The sequence below is a fragment of the Nitrosospira lacus genome, from assembly GCF_000355765.4.
In the GTDB taxonomy this organism is placed as follows: Bacteria; Pseudomonadota; Gammaproteobacteria; order Burkholderiales; family Nitrosomonadaceae; genus Nitrosospira; species Nitrosospira lacus.
In genome coordinates this window covers 186,846-209,169 of sequence record NZ_CP021106.3, presented here as the reverse complement: position 1 = coordinate 209,169, position 22,324 = coordinate 186,846, and the positions used below count along the sequence as shown (strand labels likewise).

Below are 22,324 nucleotides of genomic sequence, written 5' to 3'. Positions count from 1 at the left end.
TATTTTAGAAGATTATTTTTATTTATAGATAAATCAAGGACATATCATGGTAAATAAAGAAAATATTTCCGTGGGCGAAGAAGCTGAAACCGTAAAGATATTGACAATCGAGCCTGGCGCCAATTTATCGGCACCGGAGATGCGGCGTGCGGCCATCGAAATGTTGGAAGGAGGCGGGGTCATCTACCTGCCCAGAAGCGGTTTCGAGCTGTCGGAGCGGGAGCGAGAGCTGATCTCAGACACGGCGAAGATCCTGACCCGAGTGCCCGACGTCGAGGACGGCCGCCCGACAATCATTTTTGATCCGGCGCGCGGCCGCATCAAGAAGTACCACTACGCGCAAGTGCGCGGAAAGATGATGCGGGCCCAGGTCAGAGATACGGCGCGTCCGGATATCGAGGCGATCATGGCGCGCTATGGCAAGTGGGCAGAGGATATCATCACCCAGCTGTTCCCCAGCTACCAGGGGCCGCTGGACCGCAAACGGGTCACCTATCGGCCTTTTTCGCGCAATAGCACCCAGTCGCTTCATATCGACTCGAGCTACGGCTATCCCACCCAGGGGCGCAGCATGCTGCGCATTTTCTCCAACATCAATCCCGCCAATCGACCGCGTATCTGGCAGCTCGGTGAGCCGTTCGAGCCCTTCGTGCGTCGCTTCCTGCCTTCCGTGCACCTCAGCAAGCCGGCCTGGTTTTCCTCCATTCTGGCCCGCCTCGGTATTGTTGACGGAACCAAGACCAAGTATGATCAGTACATTGCGGCGCTGCGTGCCCTCGGCATGCGCGACAAGGATTACCAGCGGACCGCCCCGCGCAAAGTCATGGAATTTCCGACCGGCGCGAGCTGGATTGCGATCACGGATCTGGTGCTGCACGGCGCCATATCGGGGCAGCACAGCCTCGATCAGACGTTCTACCTGCCGGTGGAGGCGATGAACGATCCGTCGCATTCGTCGCTGCGCATCTTGGAGAGACTGACCGGCGAGGTCCTGGTTTGAGCGTGAGAGGTGTCCTCCTGCGCGCCAGCATCTTCCTGCTGGACGACAAGACGAAGAAGCTGGATCGCCCCGGGCCATTAAGATAATCTCTGCGGCTGCGCGTTGCCTGGCTTCCTCCCCGGGCAGGCATCGGGAGTGGAGACCGTGCCAATCTCTCGACTTAAGCCCTGACTCACCTGCTCAAGTACTGGATGTTGCAATAGAATGTACTTGTTAAGTAATTGATATATATATGATATATTAATCATGCTTCAATGCATTCCTATTTTGGTTAACTTTTTTAATGGCACTCCGCTGAGCCCCTCGAACAATCTCAACAACCATGATGAATGATCCCCAGATATCCATGGGCAACCCTGTAATATACCCATCGCAGTGGTTTGTTCTCACGCAGTATTAACAGGCTCTCTATTGGACCAGGCCGGTCAAGCATTCGGGTAATATCGTTGCCCCAACGGTCGCACTCGAGATGTTTTTTCTCAATACTGACCAATATGATCGGCCGAGTTGTCGGCGGCTCCGATGGATACCAGAACTGATACATGGCTCCGCTATCGCCAAACATGTTACGCGAGCGAATATCCATGGGTTCTTTTCGATTATAGAAAGACAAAGAGCTTGCAATCGGCCATTTGCTCATACCTACAACAAGCGGTTTCTGCCCGGATTGGTGTTGTACCTCTTCGACGATTTTTTCAACCTCGCCCGTTGCTTCACGCCAGAAATAATGGTTCAGGTATGTTGGATATGGAACCCCGGGTATTCCAAGTACCGCATAGTGCAGTATGAGTGCGTAGAGAAATATGCAAATAGCGATTGTCGGTTTCCAGGCTGCCTGCAAACTGCGTGTGATACCGCGCAGGTCACCGGTCGCTCCCATCATCCATGCAATTGACGGCAGCACGGCAAGCCACAACGGTGCAGTCCAATGAAAGCGCAACGAATCAAACATGCTGAGCACAAAAAATATCGCCAGCGGTGTGCCAGTGAATACCCATACAAACAGACGGCGCCTGCGCGCAGATTGGCTTTTATCGTGACCATCGTGTGGTAGCAATGCCAACACCGCAGCGAGCAACCCCACAGGGGTCAACAGGACCAGAAGGTTAAGAAATAGAAGATGTGTCGAGAATTGATCATCGCCAACTCCCTTGATGCGCGACGACTGAAACGAGAGCGATGCCCACTGATGCTCCATATTCCAGATAATGACGGGTGAAAACAGCAACAAGGCTAGCATCGCCGCAAGATAGGGATGGGGGCGGCGCATCCAACGACGCGCAGTTGGATCCAGGATCACAAACAATAAAGCGGCAATACCCAACAGGCCCAGTGTATATTTGGACAGGAGCCCCAAGCCGAACGCGATTCCCATTCCCAGCCAGGCAGAGCTGCGGCCCGCTATCAGCGCTCGTTCCATGTAATAGAGCGTAGCAGCCCAGGCAGCGATCACTGGCGCATCCGCCGTCATCAACATACCGGTAGCAAAACTAAACGGCAGGATGGCCAGCAACAGCACGGTGCGCATTCCAGTTGATTTGTCATACAGGTTCCGTGCCAGGGCATAGAGATAACCCATTGTCACCAAGCCACTGACGAATGCGCCGATCCGTACCCCAAACTCATTATTGCCCGCGATTGCAGTACCCAACCATATCAGCCACGCAACCATCGGTGGATGATCGTAAAAGCTTAAATCCATGTGTTGGGCGTAATTCCAATAATATGCCTCATCGGGAATTAATTGCCCTTCGCCGACATAGATCAGACGCAGTAATATGATAAGCACTACGATTCCGATCGACGCCACACGCCAGCGTATGTCCGAAGAACATGAGTTTTGCTTGGCTGGAAATACATAAAAAGCGGCACCCAGATAGTTGATAGCCGCTGTTGTGGCAATAGCCGGGAAAATAGCCAGTATGGGCGGCACATGCCAGCCATGGATCAGCAAGGCCAAAACCCCCCCACGTATCAGCAATGCCATGCCCCCCACCATCAGAAAACGGCCAGTTTGATGCCACCTTAAGGGGCGTGGGTGACGCAACCAGAACGACCATTTTGAATCAAGTGTGTAATTCACCATGGCGGCGGCAAGAAAGCTCATCATATGCGCCAACGCAAGCCCGGTCCCGCTGCTCATCAACAACTGGAACAACCCGGCGTCGATAATGACACATAGCAATGTGGTCGCCGCAAACCGGTTGGCTGTGCCGGTAGTAACCGAACCACCGGCCAGCGTCATCAACCGTTGCAAATAAGACCACGGATGGGAAAACGGCAATTCCGAGATTCCGCGCTTCCGGCCGCGAAAATGGATGGGTACTTCCACTACCTTGAGTTTGCCCAGTCCGGCCATCAGCAACTCGAGTAAAATTTTATTTTCCTGCCCCTGTCCCGCAATTGTCGATGCCAACTCGCGGCGAAATGCGAAAAACTCAGAAGTTACATCATCCACATCAAAAATGAGACGCGCGAGCCAATTACCGATACGCGACAGCCACCGCCGATGCAGCGGCCCGCCCTCGGTACTCCCACCCGAGGCGTAACGGCTGCCGATGGCAACATCGTAACTGCCGTCCAGTACCGGCGCCACAATTGCAGGCAATTGCTCTGATGGATAACTCAGGTTAGCAGCCATCGCCACGACAACATCGCTTCGCGCGACTGCTACACCCGCCAGAATCGAAGCTTGCAGATCCGGTCTCGACTTGCGTTCGATGAGCCGTACATTCGCTCGCCCTTCCCATGCGCGTATCTTTTCAGGGGTACCATCCAAAGAGCCATCGTCAACAAAAATGACTTCAAAACTGCCCGGCGGTAGATCCACCGCAAATAGGCAAGCCAGTAACGAATCGATGTTGTTGGCTTCATTAAGCGTTGGAATTACTACGGAAAATCGTATCAAGGATATCTCTGAAAGTTGAGTGTTTAGCCTGGCAGTAGGACGGCCCCGGTGTTTGAACAGCGACCTGAATGTGTTAATTGGAATCTCTGATGATTCTCACGCTGCCAGTCTGACCATCGGCAGATATCACGGCCGACCCTCATCAGGTGTACTTGCTCAGGCTCGATGTGGCCTGGACCGGTTGTACCAATCCATGTATTGTATGATGATTGGTCCTCTGGCTTCAGTAATTGATAGGGATCAAATACACCTTCCCATACTTCACTGATTTTTCACCAACATTCAACGAGCATATTATCCCCCCAGGCCCCGCGCCCTCCATACCGGGGTAACGCCCCGATCCTTGACGTTCTGCATGAACTTGTGCGCTTCAATACCTATCCGTTTCAGCAGCGAGCCCTTCCCGATTGAGCCGGTCGCGCAGCATGCGCACTACCATTAATACCATGAACGAATTTTCAGGTACAACTCGTCAATGCTCCAGTCTGGCATGTTTTCCCGCTGCTTGCCATGATCGAATTGTGCCATAATGCATGCGGATTCAGCATACTGTCCGATATTCTGGTGCTGTGCTGAGGGATCTGACCCAAATAAATGCTGGTGCTGCATTGGCGGCAAGGGGCATAAAGGTGGATAACACGATAGAACAGTCGACCGCTACGCTATCCTGTTGCCCCTAACCGCGTCGGCCATTGAGGAATACTGACGATGTAATTTGGAGAGTCATCATGAAGATCGTGAGCGACTGGGGCATTGACAGGATCACGCGGGAATTGAGCGGCGCGATGTGGACGTTTTCCCACTTGCCTGACGATCGCTCGGCAGCAACTTTTGTCCACCGATGCTTCCAGCGAGAGATCTGGCACGAGGTCAAGCTCCGCGAACGCATCATAATATGCTTGGCCCTGCCGCTTGCGCCGCTCGTGACTTTGGTGCTGGCAGCAGTCTTCACTACCGTCAACGGCCCAGCGATAAAGAAGCGGACCGGGAAGGGGATTGTCAAGCAAGTCCGTGAGCAGATCGAGGTCGCGCTTCGATGCGCGATTTTGCCTCCCTGGTACTATATTTTCGAACTGCACGACGATGATAAGCGCCTGCATGCCTCCGAATACATGAACCGCTTCGAAATGAAAAGCGGGCTCTACCGCTTCCTGCGTGATTATAACGGTGGCCTTCCCATTCCTGCGGAGCGCAGCACGGCATGCATCAAGGACAAGGCGTGCTTCATGTCCCGCTGTCGTAAATTTGGCATTGCCACGGCGCCTATTCTTCTGCGCGTGGCTAACGGGGAGGTCATCCCGGTCGATTGGAGCGAGCCAGGCTTGCCGGAAACCGATCTCTTTGTAAAGCCATTGAATGGTCAGGGTGGTAGAAATATTACGCGCTGGGATTATCTGGGTTCGGGACAATACCGGCGCAACGATGGGAAACTGGCTACCCCGGACCAGGTGCTGGAAGACCTGCGCCAGGCGTCGCAGCGCAGGACTTTCCTGGTGCAGCCACGGCTCGCGAACCACCGGGAAATCGCCGATTTGGGCAATGGCACCCTGGCGACAGTCCGCGTGATGAGCTGTCGGAATGAGCAAGGTGACTTCGAAGTCACCAACGCGGTCTTTCGCATGGCGCGAAGCAGTGCAGTCGTTGTCGACAACTATCACGCGGGGGGAATTGCGGCCAACGTCGATATTCATACCGGCGAACTGGGAAGGGGCACCCGCGGAGCTTGGGGGTCTACGGTGGACGGGTGGTATGAGCGGCATCCCGAAACGGGCGTGCAGATCCTGCACCGCAAGCTTCCATGCTGGTCCGAGCTGATCAATCTGGCCCAATATGCTCATGGCAGCGCCTTTTCCGATCAAGTGGTAATTGGTTGGGACATCGCATTGCTCGATAGCGGGCCATGCCTGATCGAAGTCAATAAAGCACCGGATCTGGACATCATCCAACGGATCGGTAGTGGCCCGGTAGGCAATGAGCGGCTCGGAGAGTTGCTCGCATTCAACCTGAAGCGAACCGTTGAAACCAAGCATCATTTGCGTTAAGCCGGGGCTAGGGGCAATGAAATAACGAGCCGCCCCAAAGGCGGTAGCGTTAATACGCCGAGATTCCTGCCACCATGAGCCAGTACTTGATCATGCTGTCAGTCCATTTGTCCTGTGTTTCGGCTTGTGCGCCAGGCTTGTGGGCGACCCCAGCGCGCATGGCGTTCAACGTCGAGTTTCCGTTCAATCTGGAGGCATGAAGAATTCGAAATCCAAAGTGTGTTATTATTCAATAATATATTGATTAATATAGCTATAATCCTTCTGGATGGTTGTGGTTGTGCAGGGTTCTTCCATCGAGTATCCTACAGGGTAAGGCTTGATGTCATCGTAAGCTGATTTCCCAATATTTGTTCAGGGCGAAACGCATTGTTCGAAACCTCTCATGGATTTTCAGATGATCAATATTCCGTCAATGGATGCATCAATTTTGAATGCAACCATGCGGAAGTTCGGTGCACCGCAAACTATAATTCATCAATATGGATACTGGAGTGTGATGTTGCGTCCAATCCAGATAACGCTGGGTTCCCTGGTTCTGGCTGCTCATGAGAAGGCTCACGCATTCGCGGGACTTAGTCAGGCAAGTTTTACCGAGCTTCACGTGGTAACGGCGCAGCTAGAATCCGCTTTGGCAAAAGCATTCAATTACGATAAATTAAACTACCTGATGCTAATGATGGTGGATCCAGATGTGCACTTTCACATCGTCCCTCGTTACGCAACAGCAAGGCACTTTAATCAGGGGGAATTTATTGATTTCGGCTGGCCTGGAGTCCCTGACTTCAATCGCCCAAATAAAACCGATGCTGAAACAAATCAGCAAATCATCAATCATATTATGTCCTGTTGGGCATAAACAGCACGGCATATTGTGATATTTCAAGAAAAGACGACTATAGTTCGTGGGGGAAAGGTACGAGCTTGTCAGTCGTCGGATAAGGTCAGCTCCCCGGATTTCAGTGTTCTTAATTAATTTCCACGCTAAGTTAGCTTTTTCACGCCAATCTACTATTATGGGATACATAATGAGCACCACAAACGGACCAGGGTATACATGTCCGCTTGCCACTCGAACCCCATCGATGAGTCAATTATGGTACAGCTTGTGCTTTTACGACATGGAGAAAGTATCTCAAACCGGGATGGACATTTTACCGGATGGAATGATGTTGCATTAAGTCAGCGGGGCGAACAGGAGGCGGTACGGGCTGGTCGTCTGCTTAAGAAGGCCGGGTATGAGTTCGATATGTGTTTTACTTCTGAACTCAAGCGAGCTACTGACACGCTGCGTATTGTGTTATCGGTAATGGGAGCTAATGAAATACCAATACGTCGGAGTTGGCGTCTGAACGAACGCCACTACGGCATGTTGGAAGGAATCAACCGCTTGAGTGCTATCAGGAAATTCGGCATCTGGCCCATCCTTGGCACGCAGTTACGATTTAACGCCCAACCTCCGCCGCTCGATCCAGATGACTCGCGTTTCCCGGGAAATCAGCTGTGCTATTCTGACGTCGATAAGAAAGAGCTGCCACTCGCGGAGAGCATGCGCCAGACCCTTCTGCGAGTGTTGCCCTATTGGCAGGAAACAATCCTGCCGGAGATCCGGCAGGGAAAACGTCTGCTCATCGTATCTCATCAGCATATCTTGCGCACGTTGATGATGGAGCTGGACAGTTCATCCATTACCCACCTGATGATGTCGTCCATAGCCACAGGGCGGCCGCTGGTATACGAACTTAACGGTAAGCTGAATCCTGTCCGGCATTACTATATTGATTGTCAGGTCAAAATCCCAGCTTAGATCCATGCGCATGATCTCATGCAGTCCTAGTCCTTCGTACTCAGGCAAGTCAATGTTGAATTCAGGATAAGGATTCAATGGCGTATCGTCGACATCGTTTTCAGTGTAACAAGTGACGGTTTGAACGACGGAGCTCCTTTTAAGCCGCTTTTTTATTAAACCGGGACTAGTTCCGGAAATTTTTTTAAGTTATTGTAATGATGTACTTTATACTGCTTGAATTCATTCTCAATTTTGTATGCTCTCCCAATAGCAACCGAGTGCCCGTATTGCGGACGGCAAGTGTTGGCTGAGTTAATTTCGGGACGTGTAGATAAGTATAATTTTCCGTTCGCGGCCGTGATTCTTTCAATGTTGAGCAGCGTCGTCAGCGCTTCCTGAAGATGATCGATATCGGAGATCCGGATATACTATTCCTTTATGTCGTCCTGCTAGGGGGGCAGGGACGACCAAAAGTTGAGCTGGATCAGGTTCACCGGCATAAACGCGGCAAGTCCAGGTCCAGGCACATGAGCTGGCTTTACGGGCAGCATCACGGAGATTACTGAGCCCTTATGTCAGCCATACCACCCATTGATGTGGTGATCCCGGTTTATAATGCTCCTGAGCTAACGCGGCGTTGCATTGATTCCGTTGTTTACTGCCTTAGCCCATCCATAAGAGATATTCATATTCAAGATGATGCATCTGATGCCGAGACACGCCAGATGCTCGATCAATTGCCGTATGAACATATTCATGTCCACCACGCAGCAAAAAATCAAGGTTTTGGCGGATCTGTAAATGAGGCGGTCGCCCGCTCCGACGCAACCTATGTGTTGATACTCAACTCGGATACTGTGACGAGCGAGGATTTTCTGCCGACGTTGTGCCAGGTGTTTGCGGCTGACCCGCAGCTGGCTGTAATCATCCCCGGAGGCAATGAATATGCGAGGTACGATGAGGCCCAATATCTGCATCGTCCCGGGGGCTACATTCAGACACATCGCCTGCGGGGTTATGCGTTCCTGATTCGCCGCGACGTTTTCCAGGAGGTTGGGGGTTTTGACCCGGCATTTGGCCGCGGCTATTATGAGGATGTAGACCTTGGTCGTCGGCTCGATCTGCGCGGCTGGCGGCTCGGTGTTTATACTTGTGCTCATATAGAACACAAGGGGGGCGGATCATTCGGACGCGGCCGGTCTTTCAGGGAGTTGGTGCGACGCAATCGCAACATTTACTTCTTACGTTACCCCAACGCCCGGCGTAATGTCCTGCTTCTCTCCGGCAATTTTCCGCTGACGCACTTTCCCTCAAGTCTTCTTTATGCGGTCGAGAATGTTTTTCAGGAAGGAGGTTATGTGGATTGGCTTGCCCCTGAGCCAAAGGGGCAACTTCTCAGTTTGCAGATGCGTAAACGGTCTGCGGGAATGGCGCTTGCTGAGCTCCTGTTTCGCAGTTGGCGCTGGGATAAGCGTTTCTGCGAAGTATGGATCCTGCCCAATGCCCCGCATCCGCTGGCCACATTATTTATTTGCTGTGCACGTATCCGCGGTATCAGCGTTTTATCATGGGAGACTGAAATCGCGTAGATTCCCCAGATTGCTTTAGTACCCCGGTGTGGAAAATTTCAGGCAGCTTCCACCCCGATCGGAAGGAGTCGTGACGTAAAGAAGAACAGGTTTATGGAACAGCAGATCTGCATTGCACTGGGACGCATCTGCCGAATTCCCCCGCCAGGCAAGGAAAACCCCTTGTCCGGCAAGGCCAAGGAGCCGGAATTTTCATTTTAGACCGGTGCTGATTTTGGAGGCGGGTCGATTGATATTAAGTTTCTGCTTCTGTTTCTCTCGCAAAAGCTTGTAATTACATGTCGCCGGTATTATCGTTACTGATGCATATTCGTTCCCGAGTAAAAGGGGAGATGATCTTGATCCACTATCAACACCGCCTTTTCATTTTATGCTTTAAAGCATAACCCAAAAGAGGAAACTTCTATCAAAACGATTATTCTGAGTGCGGGTCGAGGACGGCGACTGCTCTCGCTAACCGAAAATGTCCCCAAGTGCCTCTTATCGATCTCAGGCAAGACAGTTATCGAGTGGCAGATAGATGCCTTACTCGCTGCTGGAATAGACGAAGTCACCGTAGTTACGGGTTTTAAATCCACCCTGGTTGAATATCTGTTGCAGCAACGCTATGCAAACTGTGTACGCGTTAATACGGTTTTTAATCCTTTCTTCGATGTTGCGGATAATCTGGCCAGTTGCTGGCTCGCACGGTCCGAGATGGATCGTGAGTTTCTGCTCCTGAATGGAGACACTGTTTTTGATCAGGCGGTGCTAAAACGGGTGCTGAATTCGGACCCTGCACCCATTACTCTCAGTGTAAGTTACAAGTCTACCTACGATGCGGACGACATGAAGGTCCAGTTGGATGAGAAAGGATGGGTCAAACATATAAACAAGAACTTGCGCCCAGATCAGATCGACTGCGAGTCTATCGGACTTGTTTTTTTCCGGGAACACGGCCCGCAACTATTCCGTAATGCGATCGAGGAGGCACTTCGCCAACCCGCCAAGCTTCAATCCTGGTATCTTGCCGTAATAGATGCTTTGGCCGACAAGCAGCTTGTCAGCAAGTGTGCGGTGCCTGGACACCTCTGGTGTGAAATCGATTTTCCGATGGATCTCGCAAGAGCTGAAGCACTTCTCAGCAAAATAGATCAAAATCAAATAACAGAAAACCCCGTTATAGGAGTTGCCCCAGAATTCGGAACTTAAGGTACGTCTTGATTTCGCAGGATATTGATTAATAAATTATCTTTCTGATGATAAAATTAACCGGGAATCGGTGCTGCTACAGTTTTTGACTTATTGTAATTATTTACTTTATGCTTTACTAATGTTGATTTATTCACTCATTCCTGCACGTGGAGGATCAAAAGCTGTACCGCATAAAAATATCCGCCCCTTGCGAGGAATCCCTCTGATTGTCTATTCCATTGAAATCTCTCTCAAATGTCCTTTCATTCAAAGAACCTTCGTTAGCACCGACTCGCAACGCATTGCCGACGTCGCCAGAAACGCTGGAGCCGAGGTACCCTTCTTAAGGCCCGGCAGGCTGGCCCAAGATGACACGAGGGATCTGCCTGTATTTCAGCATTTCCTCGAATGGCTCAAGCAAAATCGAATTCCCCTTCCCGATGCCATTTTTCAGTTTCGCCCCACTTCTCCTTTCCGAAGCGTTTCAAAAATAGAAGAAGCCGTGGAGCTTCTGAGAAAAAATCCGGAGGCCGATTCAGTTCGGGGCGTCGTCGAGCCCGAGCAGAATCCTTACAAAATGTGGACCATCGCAGAAGATGGCTTTATGCGTCCTCTATTGAGTATCCCCGGAGTCAGCGAGCCGTTCAACGAGCCCAGGCAAAGTTTGCCCAAAGTCTATTGGCAGATTGGCTATCTCGACTTAATTCGTACCCGAACTATTCTAGAAAAAAATTCCCTTACAGGAACTCTCATCTTACCTTTGAGAATCGAGAGCAAAGATTCCATCGATATCGATGATGAATCTTCATTCCGACGGGCTGAGCTCCTGCTCGAACAACGAGAGAATACCCTTTGAGAGCCCTAGTGGTGGGCCTCGGGTCTATTGGGGCCAGGCATCTCAATAACCTGCATACGCTCGGAGTTCACGAACTCGGAGTGGTGCGAACCCGGAATCATCCTCCCCCCAAGGAAATTATTCCAAAAAACATTACCGTTTTCCAAGATCTCGATCTTGCACTCACTCAAAAATTCGATCTTGTGGTGGTGGCCAACCCCACTTCTTTTCATTTGGAAACCCTTATCAAAGCCCTCAAGACGGGGGCTCATATTTATGTTGAAAAGCCCATCGCCCACGAAGAACAAAGCGTGTACGAACTGGCCCCATACTTAACGTCCCATGTGTCGAAGGTTTTGGTGGGATGCCAGCTCCGCATGCATCCCGGGCTGCAGAAAATCAATGAGTGGATCAATCAGGATAAACTTGGAAAGGTTTATTCAGTGCAGGTGGATCTGGGCGAATACTTGCCCGACTGGCACCCCTGGGAAGATTATCGGCAAAGTTATGCAGCTCGCGCCGATCAGGGCGGGGGTGTTGTTCTAACTCTCATCCATGAGTTGGATTATTTGCATTGGCTTTTTGGGAAACCAAAGGCCATCTACGCTATCGGAGGGCACCGAACTTCTCTCGAACTGACAGCGGAAGACATGGCTCTCATCACTTTTGAAACTGTGCAAGGCGTCTGTGTTCAACTCCGAATGGACTATTGGCGAAAACCACCCGTGCGCCATATGAATATCGTTGCTGAAAAGTCTATTGTGGACTGGGATTATCCTACTCGTCTCACCACCCTGAAACAAAATGGGCAAATCCTGGATCAGATCGAATTACCCCCCGCCTGGGATCGAAATGATTTATTTTTATCCATGATGCGGGAATTTCTTGAGGGCCTCTCCAGAGAATCACTCCCCCGGGTCACCTTGCAGGACGGTATTGATGTTCTACAAACGGCTCTGGCAGCAAAAAAATCCATCCGAACCCATCAGGTGGTCACGCTATGAATCAAGCCTACAGCGGCACCCCTTTTGATCTTACCGGTCGCGTGGTACTCATCAGCGGCGCTACCGGTCTCCTTGGCAAAGAATTCGCTTTGGCGGTTGCATCGGCTGGCGCTCATCTGGTACTTGGAGATTTAAATAAAGATACCCTCGAATGTCTCAAAAGTGAAATTGCCTCCATCTATCCGCTTACAAAAACATGGATCCAAGTCTTGGACGTGACGGACGCAGATTCTTGCCGATCCGTGGCCGAACTATGTGAAATCCGGTTCAATCGGATCGATGCAGTCATCCATAGCGCCGCTATTGATCCGAAATTTGACAAGGCTTCCAATACTGGCCGTTTCTCAAAATTTACCGAATTCCCAGAAGAGCTTTGGCAGTCGTCTCTCGATGTTAATTTAACCGGTGCCTTCTTACTTTCCCAAGCTACGTGCAAAATAATGGAGAAATCAGGGAAGGGATCCGTTATTTTTCTAGGGTCCAATTATGGACTCGTGGGACCCGATCAACGTATATATAAAAAAGCCGGCCAAGACCACCAAACTTATAAGCCCGCCGTTTATTCCGTGTGCAAAGCCGGCCTGCTGGGATTGACAAAATTCTTGGCTGCCTATTACCTGAATACATCCATCCGGGTAAATCTACTCACGCCCAGCGGGGTTTGGAATCATCATGACGATGAATTCATAAAAAATTATTCATCACGAACCATTCTTGGTCGCATGTCGAACAAAAATGAATACCAAGGAGCGGTTATCTTTTTAGCCTCAGACGCTTCCAGTTACATGACTGGAGCAAACCTAATCATTGATGGAGGATGGACAGCATTATGAATACGTCTTATCAGAAACCCGTTGTCGTGGCCGAAGTGGGCTGCAACCATAAAGGTGATTTTGAAATTGCAAAAACATTTATCAGAACTGCCAAAGAATTTTGTAACGTCGATATTGTTAAATTTCAAAAACGGACCACCCATGAGCTTCTCACTCACGAAGAGTATCATTCTCCACATCCCAATCCAATGCATTCCTACGGTGATACCTATGGGGAGCACCGTAAATTTCTAGAGTTTGATCTCGATCAACACCGGGAGCTCAAGCGTTATTGCGATGAACTGGGAATCGGCTATGGTTGCTCAGTTTGGGATATCACGGCGGCGAAAGAGATTTTGTCGTTGGATCCCGCTTATTTAAAGATCCCGTCGGCCACCAATACGAACCAGGAACTTTTGAGTTATATTTGTGCCCACTATTCCGGCCAGATTGACATCTCGGTTGGAATGACAACGCATCAGGAAGAAAATGCAATTGTGGAATTATTCGAAAAGAAGGGCCGAGCCAAGAGCTTAGTCCTCTATGCCTGCACCTCGGGCTATCCCGTTCCTCCAGAGGATGTTTGCCTACTTGAGATCCAGAGGTTGATCAAAACCTATCAGTCCCGTATTGGTGGAATTGGATTTTCAGGCCACCACAATGGAATTTGTATCGACGTTGCTGCTTATACCCTGGGTGCTCAGATCATCGAGAGGCATTTTACCCTTGATCGCACCTGGAAAGGAACCGACCACTCAGCCTCTTTGGAGCCCGATGGTTTACGTCGGATGGCTCGGGATTTACGAAATGTTTACAAGGCTCTGAGATACAAAAATCAAGAGATCCTTGAAATTGAACTCCCTCAGCGGAAAAAGCTAAAATGGAAAAAACGTGCCTAGAACAGGCGATAACTGAGATAGCGATGCTTCACAATAAAGCACCACAACAGTAGGATGTTAACTATATAGCGATCAAACTCAGGCAGCGAGATAGGTGGTTTTGCTCCCATTTTTCGTTCATTCTGTCTTTATATGATTTTTGCATGATCAAAATTCGATACTGTAATCCGGTCAAATCTGCTGCTGATTTGCAACTTGGATACCTCACCGAAAGACTGGCGGTACAAACTGGATAAATCCTGACTATCGGCCAAGTACCGTTACATCCCGCTTCCGACAATCTTGGGGCCGGTCTGGTGAAATATCCGGGTTAAGGCACTGCGCATTACGACGGTTGCCCCTCCCTCTCACCATGTGTCAACAAATCCCCGCGTTGATTTTTGAAGTACCACGCTGTATTCGTCGTGGCGTCCTGCAATGTTTTATGAGGAAAAACCACATTAATATGTTTGTATATCTCCTTTATTTGCATGACTTATTTGCTAATTGATGAGTTTTCGTCAATTTTGAATTTAAGTCGTTGTCGCATAACAAAAAAGTCCTGTATTCCCTTGACTTCACCATTGTTTTTAATTACAGTGGGTAGAAGTGGGAGAAAGTGGGGAAATTATAATATCTATTTCCTCCGAAAAAATAAGGGAACAAGATGTTTCGCGGCGGCACACCTATCAGTCTGGATAACAAGGGTAGACTCGCGGTGCCCGCGAAATACCGTGAGGGACTTATGTCCTTTTGTGCCGGCCGTCTGGTTGTAACCGCTGATCCCTCTCGGTGCCTGCTGGTATATCCGCAACCCGTATGGGAGCCTCTGGAGCAAAAGCTCAACAGTCTTTCCAGTTTTAATCCACAAATCCGTGGTCTGCAGCGTCTTCTGATTGGTAATGCCTGTGATGTGGATATGGATGGCGCCGGGCGCATACTGGTACCCCCTCTCTTGCGTCAGTTTGCCGGTCTGAGCAAAGACGTGGTGCTGGTGGGACAGGGTGCGAAATTCGAATTGTGGGACGAGGAGAAATGGAATCTGCAAATGGATAATGCTCTCGCCTTCAAAGACGGTATTCCGGCAGAACTTGACGGTTTTTCACTGTAATGGCGTGGTCGAGACGTCCATACATGTTACGGTTTTGCCGCATGAAGCGGTGGATGCGCTGGCCATCAAGCCGGATGGAATATATATCGACGGTACTTTCGGGCGTGGCGGTCACAGCCGGATGATACTGGAACGATTGGGGCAAAGCGGCAGACTGATCGGGCTCGATAGAGATCTGGCTGCGCTGGCGGCGGGACAGGCAATCAACGATATCCGTTTCCACATGATTCATGGCAGTTTCTCGCGGATCGAGCAGGCGTTGCGGCAGCTGAGCGTAGACCGGGTGGATGGAGTGTTGCTGGACTTGGGCGTATCTTCGCCGCAACTTGAAGAAGCGTCGCGTGGATTCAGCTTTCGGCTGGACGGGCCGCTCGATATGCGCATGGATACAAGCCAGGGACAGACCGCCGCAGAATGGCTGGCTTGCGCTTCTGAAGTACATTTGGAAGAGGTGATAAGAAACTATGGCGAAGAACGGTTTGCTAAACAGATTGCAAGAGCGATTGTTGCGGCAAGAGCGCGACAGCCTGTTGCTACCACCCTTCAGCTTGCTGCGATTGTGGCGGCGGCCGTGCGTTCGCACGAGCATACCCGGGAAAAACAGAATCCGGCGACGCGCACTTTTCAGGCTATACGGATTTATCTCAACCAAGAGCTCGACAAGCTGTCGCTGGCCTTGCCGCAATGCGTGGAGATACTGAATCCCGGAGGACGGCTCGTAGTCATCAGTTTCCACTCTCTGGAAGATCGGCTAGTGAAACGCTTTATGCGTGAATCGGCAAATCCCGACAAGCTGCCGCGCAGACTGCCGCTACGAGAAAAAGAGGTGCAGCTTCTGGGTCATCACAAATTGCGTTTAGTAGGCAAGGCGATACGACCGGGTGCAACCGAATTGGCGCTCAATCCCAGGGCAAGAAGCGCAGTAATGCGAGTGGCGGAGCGAGTCAATACAACCTAGTGGAAGCTCGCTATCGTGGTGTTCACGGCTAATGAGAGACCGACGTGATCAGGATAAATATTCTATTAACTTTAATCCTCATCGCCTGCGCGCTGAGTGTTGTGACTTCACAGCACAAGGCGCGCAAGCTTTTTGTGGAACTGGAAAGGGAACAGGAGCAGGCGGGGCGGCTGGCAGTGGAATGGGGACAACTGCAACTCGAACAGAGTACGTGGGCGATGCATACGCGCATTGAAAAAATCGCCATGGGACAACTGCACATGCAGGTGCCCGATGCCTCACGCGTTCAGGTTGTCTCATTGACGAGTGTGGCTGATTCCGCCAAATCCGTCGATTCCTTGGAGGCACTGAAACCATGATGCCTCGTCATGCACCGCGCCTTATCTTGCCAGCCGGACGCTCGCGCTTGCTGGCAGCTTGCTTGCTGCTGGGCCTGATGGGATTGGCGGGGCGCGCGGCCTATTTGCAGGGGATGCACAACGGCTTTTTGCAGCAGAAAGGCGAGTCGCGCTACAGCCGCACACTCGAAATGAGCGCGGATCGAGGAATAATCACGGATCGGCATGGGGAACCGCTGGCGATCAGTACACCAGTGGAATCGGTATGGTCGAGTCCACAGGATATGAATGCAACCCCGGAACAATTAAAAAAACTGGCAAGCCTGATCGAGATGGATACCAAGGAAATTCGCAGGCGTCTGGACGACTCCCAACCTGGCATGCGGCGTGATTTCGTGTACCTGAAGCGCCACTTGTCGCCAGAAGTTGCAGCCAAGGTGGTCGAGCTCAATCTGCCGGGTGTATTTCTTAAACGTGAGTATCGCCGGTATTATCCGGCGGGCGAGTTGACGGCTCATATGCTTGGCTTTACCGATATCGACGATAACGGACAAGAAGGAGTAGAGCTGGCGTGGCAGGATGAACTGGCGGGCAAACCTGGAAGCCGACGTGTCATCAAGGATCGTAAAGGACGTGTGGTCGAGGATGTGGAAAGTATCCGGGCTCCGCGCTCGGGTCAAAATATAGCGCTGTCCATAGACAGCAAAATTCAGTATCTCGCTTTCCGGGAATTGAAACAGGCGGTTGAAGCCAACAAAGCCAAGGCAGGGGGGATTGTGGTGCTGGATGCGCAGACAGGCGAGTTGCTGGCGCTCGTCAATCTGCCGGCGTACAACCCCAATAACCGCGCGCGAATGAATGGCGGGCGAGCCCGCAACAGAGCCTTGACCGATGTATTCGAACCCGGTTCAACCCTGAAGCCATTCACCATAGCGGCAGCGCTGGAGGCGGGAGGAATAAAGCCCGACACCATATTTGAGACTGGACCTGGGACGTTCTCCATAGGCAAGGCCACGATACGCGACGCGCATAAGGAAGGTCCGTTGACAGTGGCACAAGTGATCCAAAAATCCAGTAACGTCGGCTCCGCAAAGATTGCTTTGTCGCTGCCGCCGCAAACGTTATGGGAAATGCTGAGCGATTCCGGGTTTGGCGCTTCCACCGGTTCAGGATTTCCCGGAGAAGTGAGCGGCAGGCTCCGTCCATACCACACCTGGCGTCCCATCGAACAGGCCACCATGTCCTATGGACACGGAATTGCCGTGAGTCTGCTGCAATTGGCGCGTGCATATACCTTATTCTCCGCCGAGGGTGAATTGAAGCCCGTGTCGCTATTGAGGCTTGATGCACCCGTGGCGGGTAAGCAGGTGGTATCGCGGGATACCGCTCTCGCGGTGAGCAGGATGCTGGAGATGGTGGCACAACCGGGGGGTACTGCACCGAAAGCCCAGATCAATGGTTACCGGGTAGCGGGCAAAACCGGCACGGCGCATAAATTGGAGGGTAACGGTTACGCAAAAAACCGTTACCTATCGACGTTTGTCGGCTATGCACCAGCTTCCAGTCCGCGATTTGTCATTGCGGTGATGCTGGATGAACCGTCCGCGGGCCAGTATTTTGGCGGCGCGGTGGCGGCGCCCGTATTCAGCCGGGTCATGGAGGGCGCCTTGCGCATGCGGAACGTTCCGTATGACGCGCCCGCCAATAACGTCATGTCGTTTACCGCGGTGCCAGAGTTGAAGGGTGATGTATGAACCCAGAATCCGGAGTTGGAGATTCGAAATTCACGGCCAGATCAAAGGCGCATTTTGATTTCCGCGCTCTTGATCATCTGGGTGTCAGAATCGGCAGCCTGGTTACGGATAGCCGTATGGTGAAGACAGGAGATACTTTTCTGGCATATGCCGGAGAACAACTGGATGCACGCAGGTACATCCCTCAAGCGATAGCGGCGGGGGCAAACGCGGTACTGTGGGAACGCCGTGGTTTCGCATGGGATCCCGAGTGGCAAGTGCCCAATTTACCGATAGCCGGATTGCGAGCCCAGGCGGGCGCCATTGCCGATCATGTTTATGGTCACCCGTCGCAAAAACTCTGGCTTATAGGCATTACCGGAACGAATGGCAAGACCTCCTGCAGTCATTGGATTGCCCAGGCCATGACCGCGCTGGGCAAAAAGACGGCAATCATCGGCACGTTGGGAGCCGGTTTTCCCGGGGAACTCGAATCGACCGCCAACACCACGCCAGATGCGGTTCTGTTGCACCGGGAGATGGCGGACTATTTGTTGCGCGGCGCGCAGTGCGTGGCAATGGAAGTGTCGTCGCATGGGATAGTGCAAGGGCGTATCAGCGGATCGACATTCGCGGTCGCGGTATTCACCAATCTCTCGCGTGATCATCTCGATTATCACGGCAGCATGGAAGCATATGCCGCCGCAAAGGCACGATTGTTCCATTGGCCTGCACTCAAATATGCCGTACTCAACCTTGATGATGCGTACGGTGTCGAATTGTCGCAACAGCTTTCAGACTTGGAGACCAGGGTGATCGGGTATGGATTTACCGAACCGGCGCTTCAGCCTCGAAGTTCGGAAAAATTCAGGGTGGTACGGGGCCGGAATCTCAAACTAAGCCCGCAAGGGCTGGAGTTTGATATCGAGTTTGAAACGGGGTTTGAAACCGAGTATTCGAGATTTGCAACGAACGTGGTGGGGAGCTTTAACGCTTCAAATTTGCTGGGAGTGCTGGCTACCTTGCTGGCCAGCGGCATCAGGCTCGCCGACGCTGTGCAGGTCTTGCGGCAAGTACGGCCGGTGGCGGGCAGAATGGAGCAGATAGGGGGGGATGATCAGCCACTGATAGTGGTGGATTATGCTCATACGCCGGATGCCCTGGAAAAAGTGCTGGTGGCATTGCGCGAAATTCTCCATGCCGGTTCAGGTGCAAGTGAAAAACCGGGAACCGCGCTCCCTAAATTGATCTGTGTATTTGGCTGCGGAGGCGAGCGTGACCGCGGCAAGCGCCCTTTAATGGGCGCTGTGGCGACTCGCCTCGCCGATGAAGTCATCATCACCAGCGACAATCCGCGGAAAGAAGATCCTGGTGTCATTATCGGCCAGATCGCGGCGGGTGCGGGTGCCAGTTACCGCATCGAAGAAGACCGGAGGTCGGCTATCTACCGGGCGATTCTGAGCGCGCAAAAAAATGATGTCGTGTTAATCGCGGGAAAGGGACATGAAACGTATCAGGAAGTGGACGGCAAAAAATTCCCGTTCAGCGATGCCGAGGTCGCAAGACAGGCGCTGCGGGACTTAATCAGAGCAACGATGCAAACATGATGACGGTGCGGCAAGCGGCGCAGGCGTTGCATGGCGAATGGCGTGGTCAAGATGCGCGCTTCACAGCCGTTAGTACCGATAGCCGTACGGTGGGAAGCGGCGATTTATTTGTCGCGCTGACTGGAGAGAAATTCGATGGCCATGATTTTCTAGCCGACGTGACGAAAAAGGGTGCAGCCGCCGCAATGGTTTGTCTGGAATCAGCAGCTGAAAGCCGGGCATCGGGAATCCCCCTGATCCTGGTGGAGAACACTCGCCTGGGATTGGGGCAACTGGCCGCGCATTGGCGTAGTGGCTTCAGTATTCCGGTGGTTGCAGTGACCGGCAGCAACGGCAAGACCACGGTAAAAGAAATGATCGCATCCATATTGCGGCGAGCGGCGGACGGGGCGGATGGCTCAGACCGGGTACTGGCGACGGAAGGCAATCTTAACAATGACATCGGCGTGCCGGTGATGCTATTGCGATTGCGCCAGCGGCATATTTATGCGGTGATCGAAATGGGGATGAATCATGCGGGCGAGATTGGGTATCTGGCCAGGCTGACAAAGCCCGGCGTAGCGTTGATCACGAACGCGGGAGTGGCGCATGTTGAAGGGCTCGGTTCATTGGAGGCGGTCGCTCGCGCCAAGGGTGAGATTTTTGAGGGACTCGATCCACACGGGATAGCCATCATCAATGCCGATGACCCGAGCGCTCCGCTGTGGCGAAAACTCGCGGGTAACAGAACGGTGGTGGATTTTGGTCTTGGCGGAGAACCCAAGGTGAGCGCGCGCTACCAGTCCGATTTTCTTGGCAGCAGCATGACGTTGATTCTGCCTGACGGAGCCGAAGAGGTGAAATTGCAGGTGCCAGGTGAACACAATGTGCGCAACGCGCTGGCGGCGGCGGCTGTAGCGGTAGCCATGGGAATTGATGCAAAAGTGATCGCGTCAGGACTCGGCGGGTTTCGCGGAGTAAAAGGGCGGCTGCAGAAAAAACGTGGCTTGCATGACGCGATATTGATAGACGACAGCTATAACGCAAACCCCGAGTCGGTTAAAGCCGCGCTGGCTGTGCTGGCAAAGGCACCGGGTAAGAAAATGCTGGTGCTTGGCGACATGGGTGAGCTGGGCGAAAGCGCGCGGGATTTTCATGAGCGCATCGGTGAGGAAGCGCGTCTCGCAGGAGTTGACAGATTATTTGCGCTGGGCGAATTGAGCGCCTGTGCGGCGGCAAAATTTGGTCCGGGAGCAAGGCATTTCGAAAAGATCGAGGAATTGCTGGCCGAGGCAAAAAGTCATCTGGCAGCCAATGTGACATTTCTGATCAAGGGATCGCGCTTTATGCAAATGGAGCGGGTGGTCAAGGAGTTGGAATTATGAATTCTAATCATGTTGAAATCATGAGTAAGCGGATCCAGCCCGATTCCTTGCGGGTTTCGAGGAACGAAGTCTTATCGGGGTGGCCGCCATGCTGCTAGAACTCGCTCAATGGCTAGCGAAGGATATTCGTGTATTCAACGTGTTTAACTATATCACCCTGCGTACGGTTCTTGCGGCACTTACCTCCCTGGCGATTTCGTTCATCATCGGCCCCGCCATGATACGCAAGCTCACCGCCTATAAAATAGGCCAATCGGTACGCGATGACGGACCGCAGAGTCATCTTGTCAAGGCGGGCACGCCCACGATGGGCGGTGCGCTGATACTGGTATCCATTGCCATCTCCACTTTACTCTGGGCGGACCTGAGCAATCGTTATGTATGGGTGGTGCTCGTGACTACGCTGGGTTTCGGCATAATCGGCTGGGTGGATGATTACCGCAAGGTGGTGTATCGCAATCCGAAGGGATTATCCGCCAGGGCAAAGCTCTTCTGGCAGTCGGCAATTGCCGTTTTGGTGGCCCTATACCTTGCCTTGACGGCCGATCTGCCCGCGCAGACCACCATGATTGTGCCGTTCTTCAAGCAAGTGGCAATTCCGCTTGGCGTGGCCGGCTTTGTGACACTCGCCTATTTCGTCATCGTGGGAACCAGCAACGCGGTCAACTTGACTGATGGGCTCGATGGCCTGGCGATCATGCCCACCGTCATGATCAGCAGCGCCCTGGCAATCTTTGCCTACGTAGCTGGCCACGCGGTATTCGCGAAGTATCTCGGCATTCCTCATATCCCCCATGCGGGTGAGTTGGCGGTCTTCTGTGGCGCGCTCGCGGGCGCGGGGCTCGCTTTTCTGTGGTTCAACGCCTATCCGGCGGAAGTATTCATGGGTGATGTCGGTGCGCTCGCTCTTGGCGCCGCACTCGGGATTGTGACCGTGATAGTACGCCAGGAAATTGTGCTGCTCATCATGGGTGGCGTCTTCGTGGTGGAAACCTTGTCCGTGATGCTGCAGGTGGCTTCGTTCAAGCTGGTCGGCAAACGTATTTTTCGCATGGCGCCGCTGCATCACCACTACGAATTGAAGGGCTGGAAGGAAAACCAGGTAGTGGTGCGTTTCTGGATCATCACCATGATGCTGGTGCTGTTTGGATTGTCGTCGTTGAAATTGAGATAAAGAAGATCA

Annotated in this window: 18 protein-coding genes; 17 read left to right on the top strand and 1 reads right to left on the bottom strand. The window is 52.1% G+C overall.

The genetic code is table 11. From position 1 onward, the window contains the following. The first annotated feature begins 46 nt into the window (after positions 1-46). Complete coding sequence (locus EBAPG3_RS00925) at positions 47-1,000, top strand: Kdo hydroxylase family protein (protein WP_004180752.1); 954 nt, start codon at positions 47-49, stop codon at positions 998-1,000. Between the two features lie 313 nt (positions 1,001-1,313). Here EBAPG3_RS00925 and EBAPG3_RS00920 read toward each other — a convergent pair whose 3' ends face one another. Next, complete coding sequence (locus EBAPG3_RS00920) at positions 1,314-3,908, bottom strand: glycosyltransferase family 39 protein (RefSeq protein ID WP_004180751.1); 2,595 nt, start codon at positions 3,906-3,908, stop codon at positions 1,314-1,316. Positions 3,909-4,636: 728 nt separating this feature from the next. Between EBAPG3_RS00920 and EBAPG3_RS00915 the strand changes: the two genes are divergently transcribed. The 16 genes from EBAPG3_RS00915 to mraY all read left to right on the top strand — a co-directional run bounded on the left by EBAPG3_RS00915 (position 4,637) and on the right by mraY (position 22,315). Continuing rightward, the gene (locus EBAPG3_RS00915; protein ID WP_040853145.1) at positions 4,637-5,950 is read left to right on the top strand and encodes a sugar-transfer associated ATP-grasp domain-containing protein; all 1,314 of its coding nucleotides are present in this window, start codon (positions 4,637-4,639) and stop codon (positions 5,948-5,950) included. A 397-nt stretch (positions 5,951-6,347) separates the two neighbouring features. Continuing rightward, complete coding sequence (locus tag EBAPG3_RS00910; RefSeq protein ID WP_004180742.1) at positions 6,348-6,809, top strand: hypothetical protein; 462 nt, start codon at positions 6,348-6,350, stop codon at positions 6,807-6,809. A gap of 237 nt (positions 6,810-7,046) precedes the next feature. Next, positions 7,047-7,757 carry a 2,3-bisphosphoglycerate-dependent phosphoglycerate mutase gene (locus EBAPG3_RS00905; protein WP_004180740.1) on the top strand — a complete coding sequence of 237 codons (711 nt, stop codon included), beginning with the start codon at positions 7,047-7,049 and terminating at the stop codon, positions 7,755-7,757. Between the two features lie 554 nt (positions 7,758-8,311). Beyond that, complete coding sequence (locus EBAPG3_RS00900; protein WP_004180737.1) at positions 8,312-9,328, top strand: glycosyltransferase family 2 protein; 1,017 nt, start codon at positions 8,312-8,314, stop codon at positions 9,326-9,328. Positions 9,329-9,676: 348 nt separating this feature from the next. After that, the gene (locus EBAPG3_RS00895) at positions 9,677-10,519 is read left to right on the top strand and encodes a phosphocholine cytidylyltransferase family protein (RefSeq protein ID WP_051049108.1); all 843 of its coding nucleotides are present in this window, start codon (positions 9,677-9,679) and stop codon (positions 10,517-10,519) included. Positions 10,520-10,589: 70 nt separating this feature from the next. After that, entirely contained in the window at positions 10,590-11,357 is a 768-nt protein-coding gene (locus EBAPG3_RS00890; RefSeq protein WP_227869245.1) for an acylneuraminate cytidylyltransferase family protein, read from the top strand. Then, on the top strand, positions 11,354-12,340 hold the full coding sequence (locus EBAPG3_RS00885; protein WP_040853141.1) for a Gfo/Idh/MocA family protein: 987 nt from the start codon (positions 11,354-11,356) through the stop codon (positions 12,338-12,340). The genes EBAPG3_RS00890 and EBAPG3_RS00885 overlap by 4 nt, the downstream gene beginning before the upstream one ends. Continuing rightward, positions 12,337-13,173, top strand: coding sequence for an SDR family oxidoreductase (locus tag EBAPG3_RS00880; RefSeq protein ID WP_004180730.1), 837 nt, complete (start codon positions 12,337-12,339; stop codon positions 13,171-13,173). The genes EBAPG3_RS00885 and EBAPG3_RS00880 overlap by 4 nt, the downstream gene beginning before the upstream one ends. Beyond that, on the top strand, positions 13,170-14,051 hold the full coding sequence (locus EBAPG3_RS00875) for an N-acetylneuraminate synthase family protein (protein WP_004180728.1): 882 nt from the start codon (positions 13,170-13,172) through the stop codon (positions 14,049-14,051). Before EBAPG3_RS00880 ends, EBAPG3_RS00875 begins: the two co-directional genes overlap by 4 nt. A 646-nt stretch (positions 14,052-14,697) precedes the next feature. Next, on the top strand, positions 14,698-15,141 hold the full coding sequence (gene mraZ / locus EBAPG3_RS00870; protein ID WP_004180722.1) for a division/cell wall cluster transcriptional repressor MraZ: 444 nt from the start codon (positions 14,698-14,700) through the stop codon (positions 15,139-15,141). A gap of 19 nt (positions 15,142-15,160) precedes the next feature. Next, the gene (rsmH, locus tag EBAPG3_RS00865) at positions 15,161-16,099 is read left to right on the top strand and encodes a 16S rRNA (cytosine(1402)-N(4))-methyltransferase RsmH (protein ID WP_227869311.1); all 939 of its coding nucleotides are present in this window, start codon (positions 15,161-15,163) and stop codon (positions 16,097-16,099) included. Between the two features lie 44 nt (positions 16,100-16,143). Further along, positions 16,144-16,458, top strand: coding sequence for a cell division protein FtsL (ftsL, locus tag EBAPG3_RS00860; protein WP_004180718.1), 315 nt, complete (start codon positions 16,144-16,146; stop codon positions 16,456-16,458). Continuing rightward, positions 16,455-18,191, top strand: a complete 1,737-nt coding sequence (locus tag EBAPG3_RS00855; protein WP_004180716.1) for a peptidoglycan D,D-transpeptidase FtsI family protein — start codon at positions 16,455-16,457, stop codon at positions 18,189-18,191. The genes ftsL and EBAPG3_RS00855 overlap by 4 nt, the downstream gene beginning before the upstream one ends. Continuing rightward, complete coding sequence (locus EBAPG3_RS00850) at positions 18,188-19,777, top strand: UDP-N-acetylmuramoyl-L-alanyl-D-glutamate--2,6-diaminopimelate ligase (protein ID WP_004180715.1); 1,590 nt, start codon at positions 18,188-18,190, stop codon at positions 19,775-19,777. Before EBAPG3_RS00855 ends, EBAPG3_RS00850 begins: the two co-directional genes overlap by 4 nt. Further along, on the top strand, positions 19,774-21,141 hold the full coding sequence (locus EBAPG3_RS00845) for a UDP-N-acetylmuramoyl-tripeptide--D-alanyl-D-alanine ligase (protein WP_040853137.1): 1,368 nt from the start codon (positions 19,774-19,776) through the stop codon (positions 21,139-21,141). Before EBAPG3_RS00850 ends, EBAPG3_RS00845 begins: the two co-directional genes overlap by 4 nt. Positions 21,142-21,229: 88 nt before the next feature. Further along, positions 21,230-22,315, top strand: a complete 1,086-nt coding sequence (gene mraY / locus EBAPG3_RS00840) for a phospho-N-acetylmuramoyl-pentapeptide-transferase (RefSeq protein WP_040853135.1) — start codon at positions 21,230-21,232, stop codon at positions 22,313-22,315. Positions 22,316-22,324 lie beyond the last annotated feature (9 nt).

Excerpts from the sequence above, each read along its gene's own strand:
- EBAPG3_RS00880 (WP_004180730.1), top strand. The coding sequence starts at position 12,337 with ATGAATCAAGCCTACAGCGGCACCCCTTTTGATCTTACCGGTCGCGTG.
- EBAPG3_RS00850 (WP_004180715.1), top strand. The coding sequence starts at position 18,188 with ATGAACCCAGAATCCGGAGTTGGAGATTCGAAATTCACGGCCAGATCA.
- EBAPG3_RS00845 (WP_040853137.1), top strand. The coding sequence starts at position 19,774 with ATGATGACGGTGCGGCAAGCGGCGCAGGCGTTGCATGGCGAATGGCGT.
- EBAPG3_RS00905 (WP_004180740.1), top strand. The coding sequence starts at position 7,047 with ATGGTACAGCTTGTGCTTTTACGACATGGAGAAAGTATCTCAAACCGG.
- EBAPG3_RS00925 (WP_004180752.1), top strand. The coding sequence starts at position 47 with ATGGTAAATAAAGAAAATATTTCCGTGGGCGAAGAAGCTGAAACCGTA.
- mraZ (WP_004180722.1), top strand. The coding sequence starts at position 14,698 with ATGTTTCGCGGCGGCACACCTATCAGTCTGGATAACAAGGGTAGACTC.
- EBAPG3_RS00910 (WP_004180742.1), top strand. The coding sequence starts at position 6,348 with ATGATCAATATTCCGTCAATGGATGCATCAATTTTGAATGCAACCATG.
- EBAPG3_RS00900 (WP_004180737.1), top strand. The coding sequence starts at position 8,312 with ATGTCAGCCATACCACCCATTGATGTGGTGATCCCGGTTTATAATGCT.
- mraY (WP_040853135.1), top strand. The coding sequence starts at position 21,230 with ATGCTGCTAGAACTCGCTCAATGGCTAGCGAAGGATATTCGTGTATTC.
- EBAPG3_RS00855 (WP_004180716.1), top strand. The coding sequence starts at position 16,455 with ATGATGCCTCGTCATGCACCGCGCCTTATCTTGCCAGCCGGACGCTCG.
- EBAPG3_RS00875 (WP_004180728.1), top strand. The coding sequence starts at position 13,170 with ATGAATACGTCTTATCAGAAACCCGTTGTCGTGGCCGAAGTGGGCTGC.
- EBAPG3_RS00915 (WP_040853145.1), top strand. The coding sequence starts at position 4,637 with ATGAAGATCGTGAGCGACTGGGGCATTGACAGGATCACGCGGGAATTG.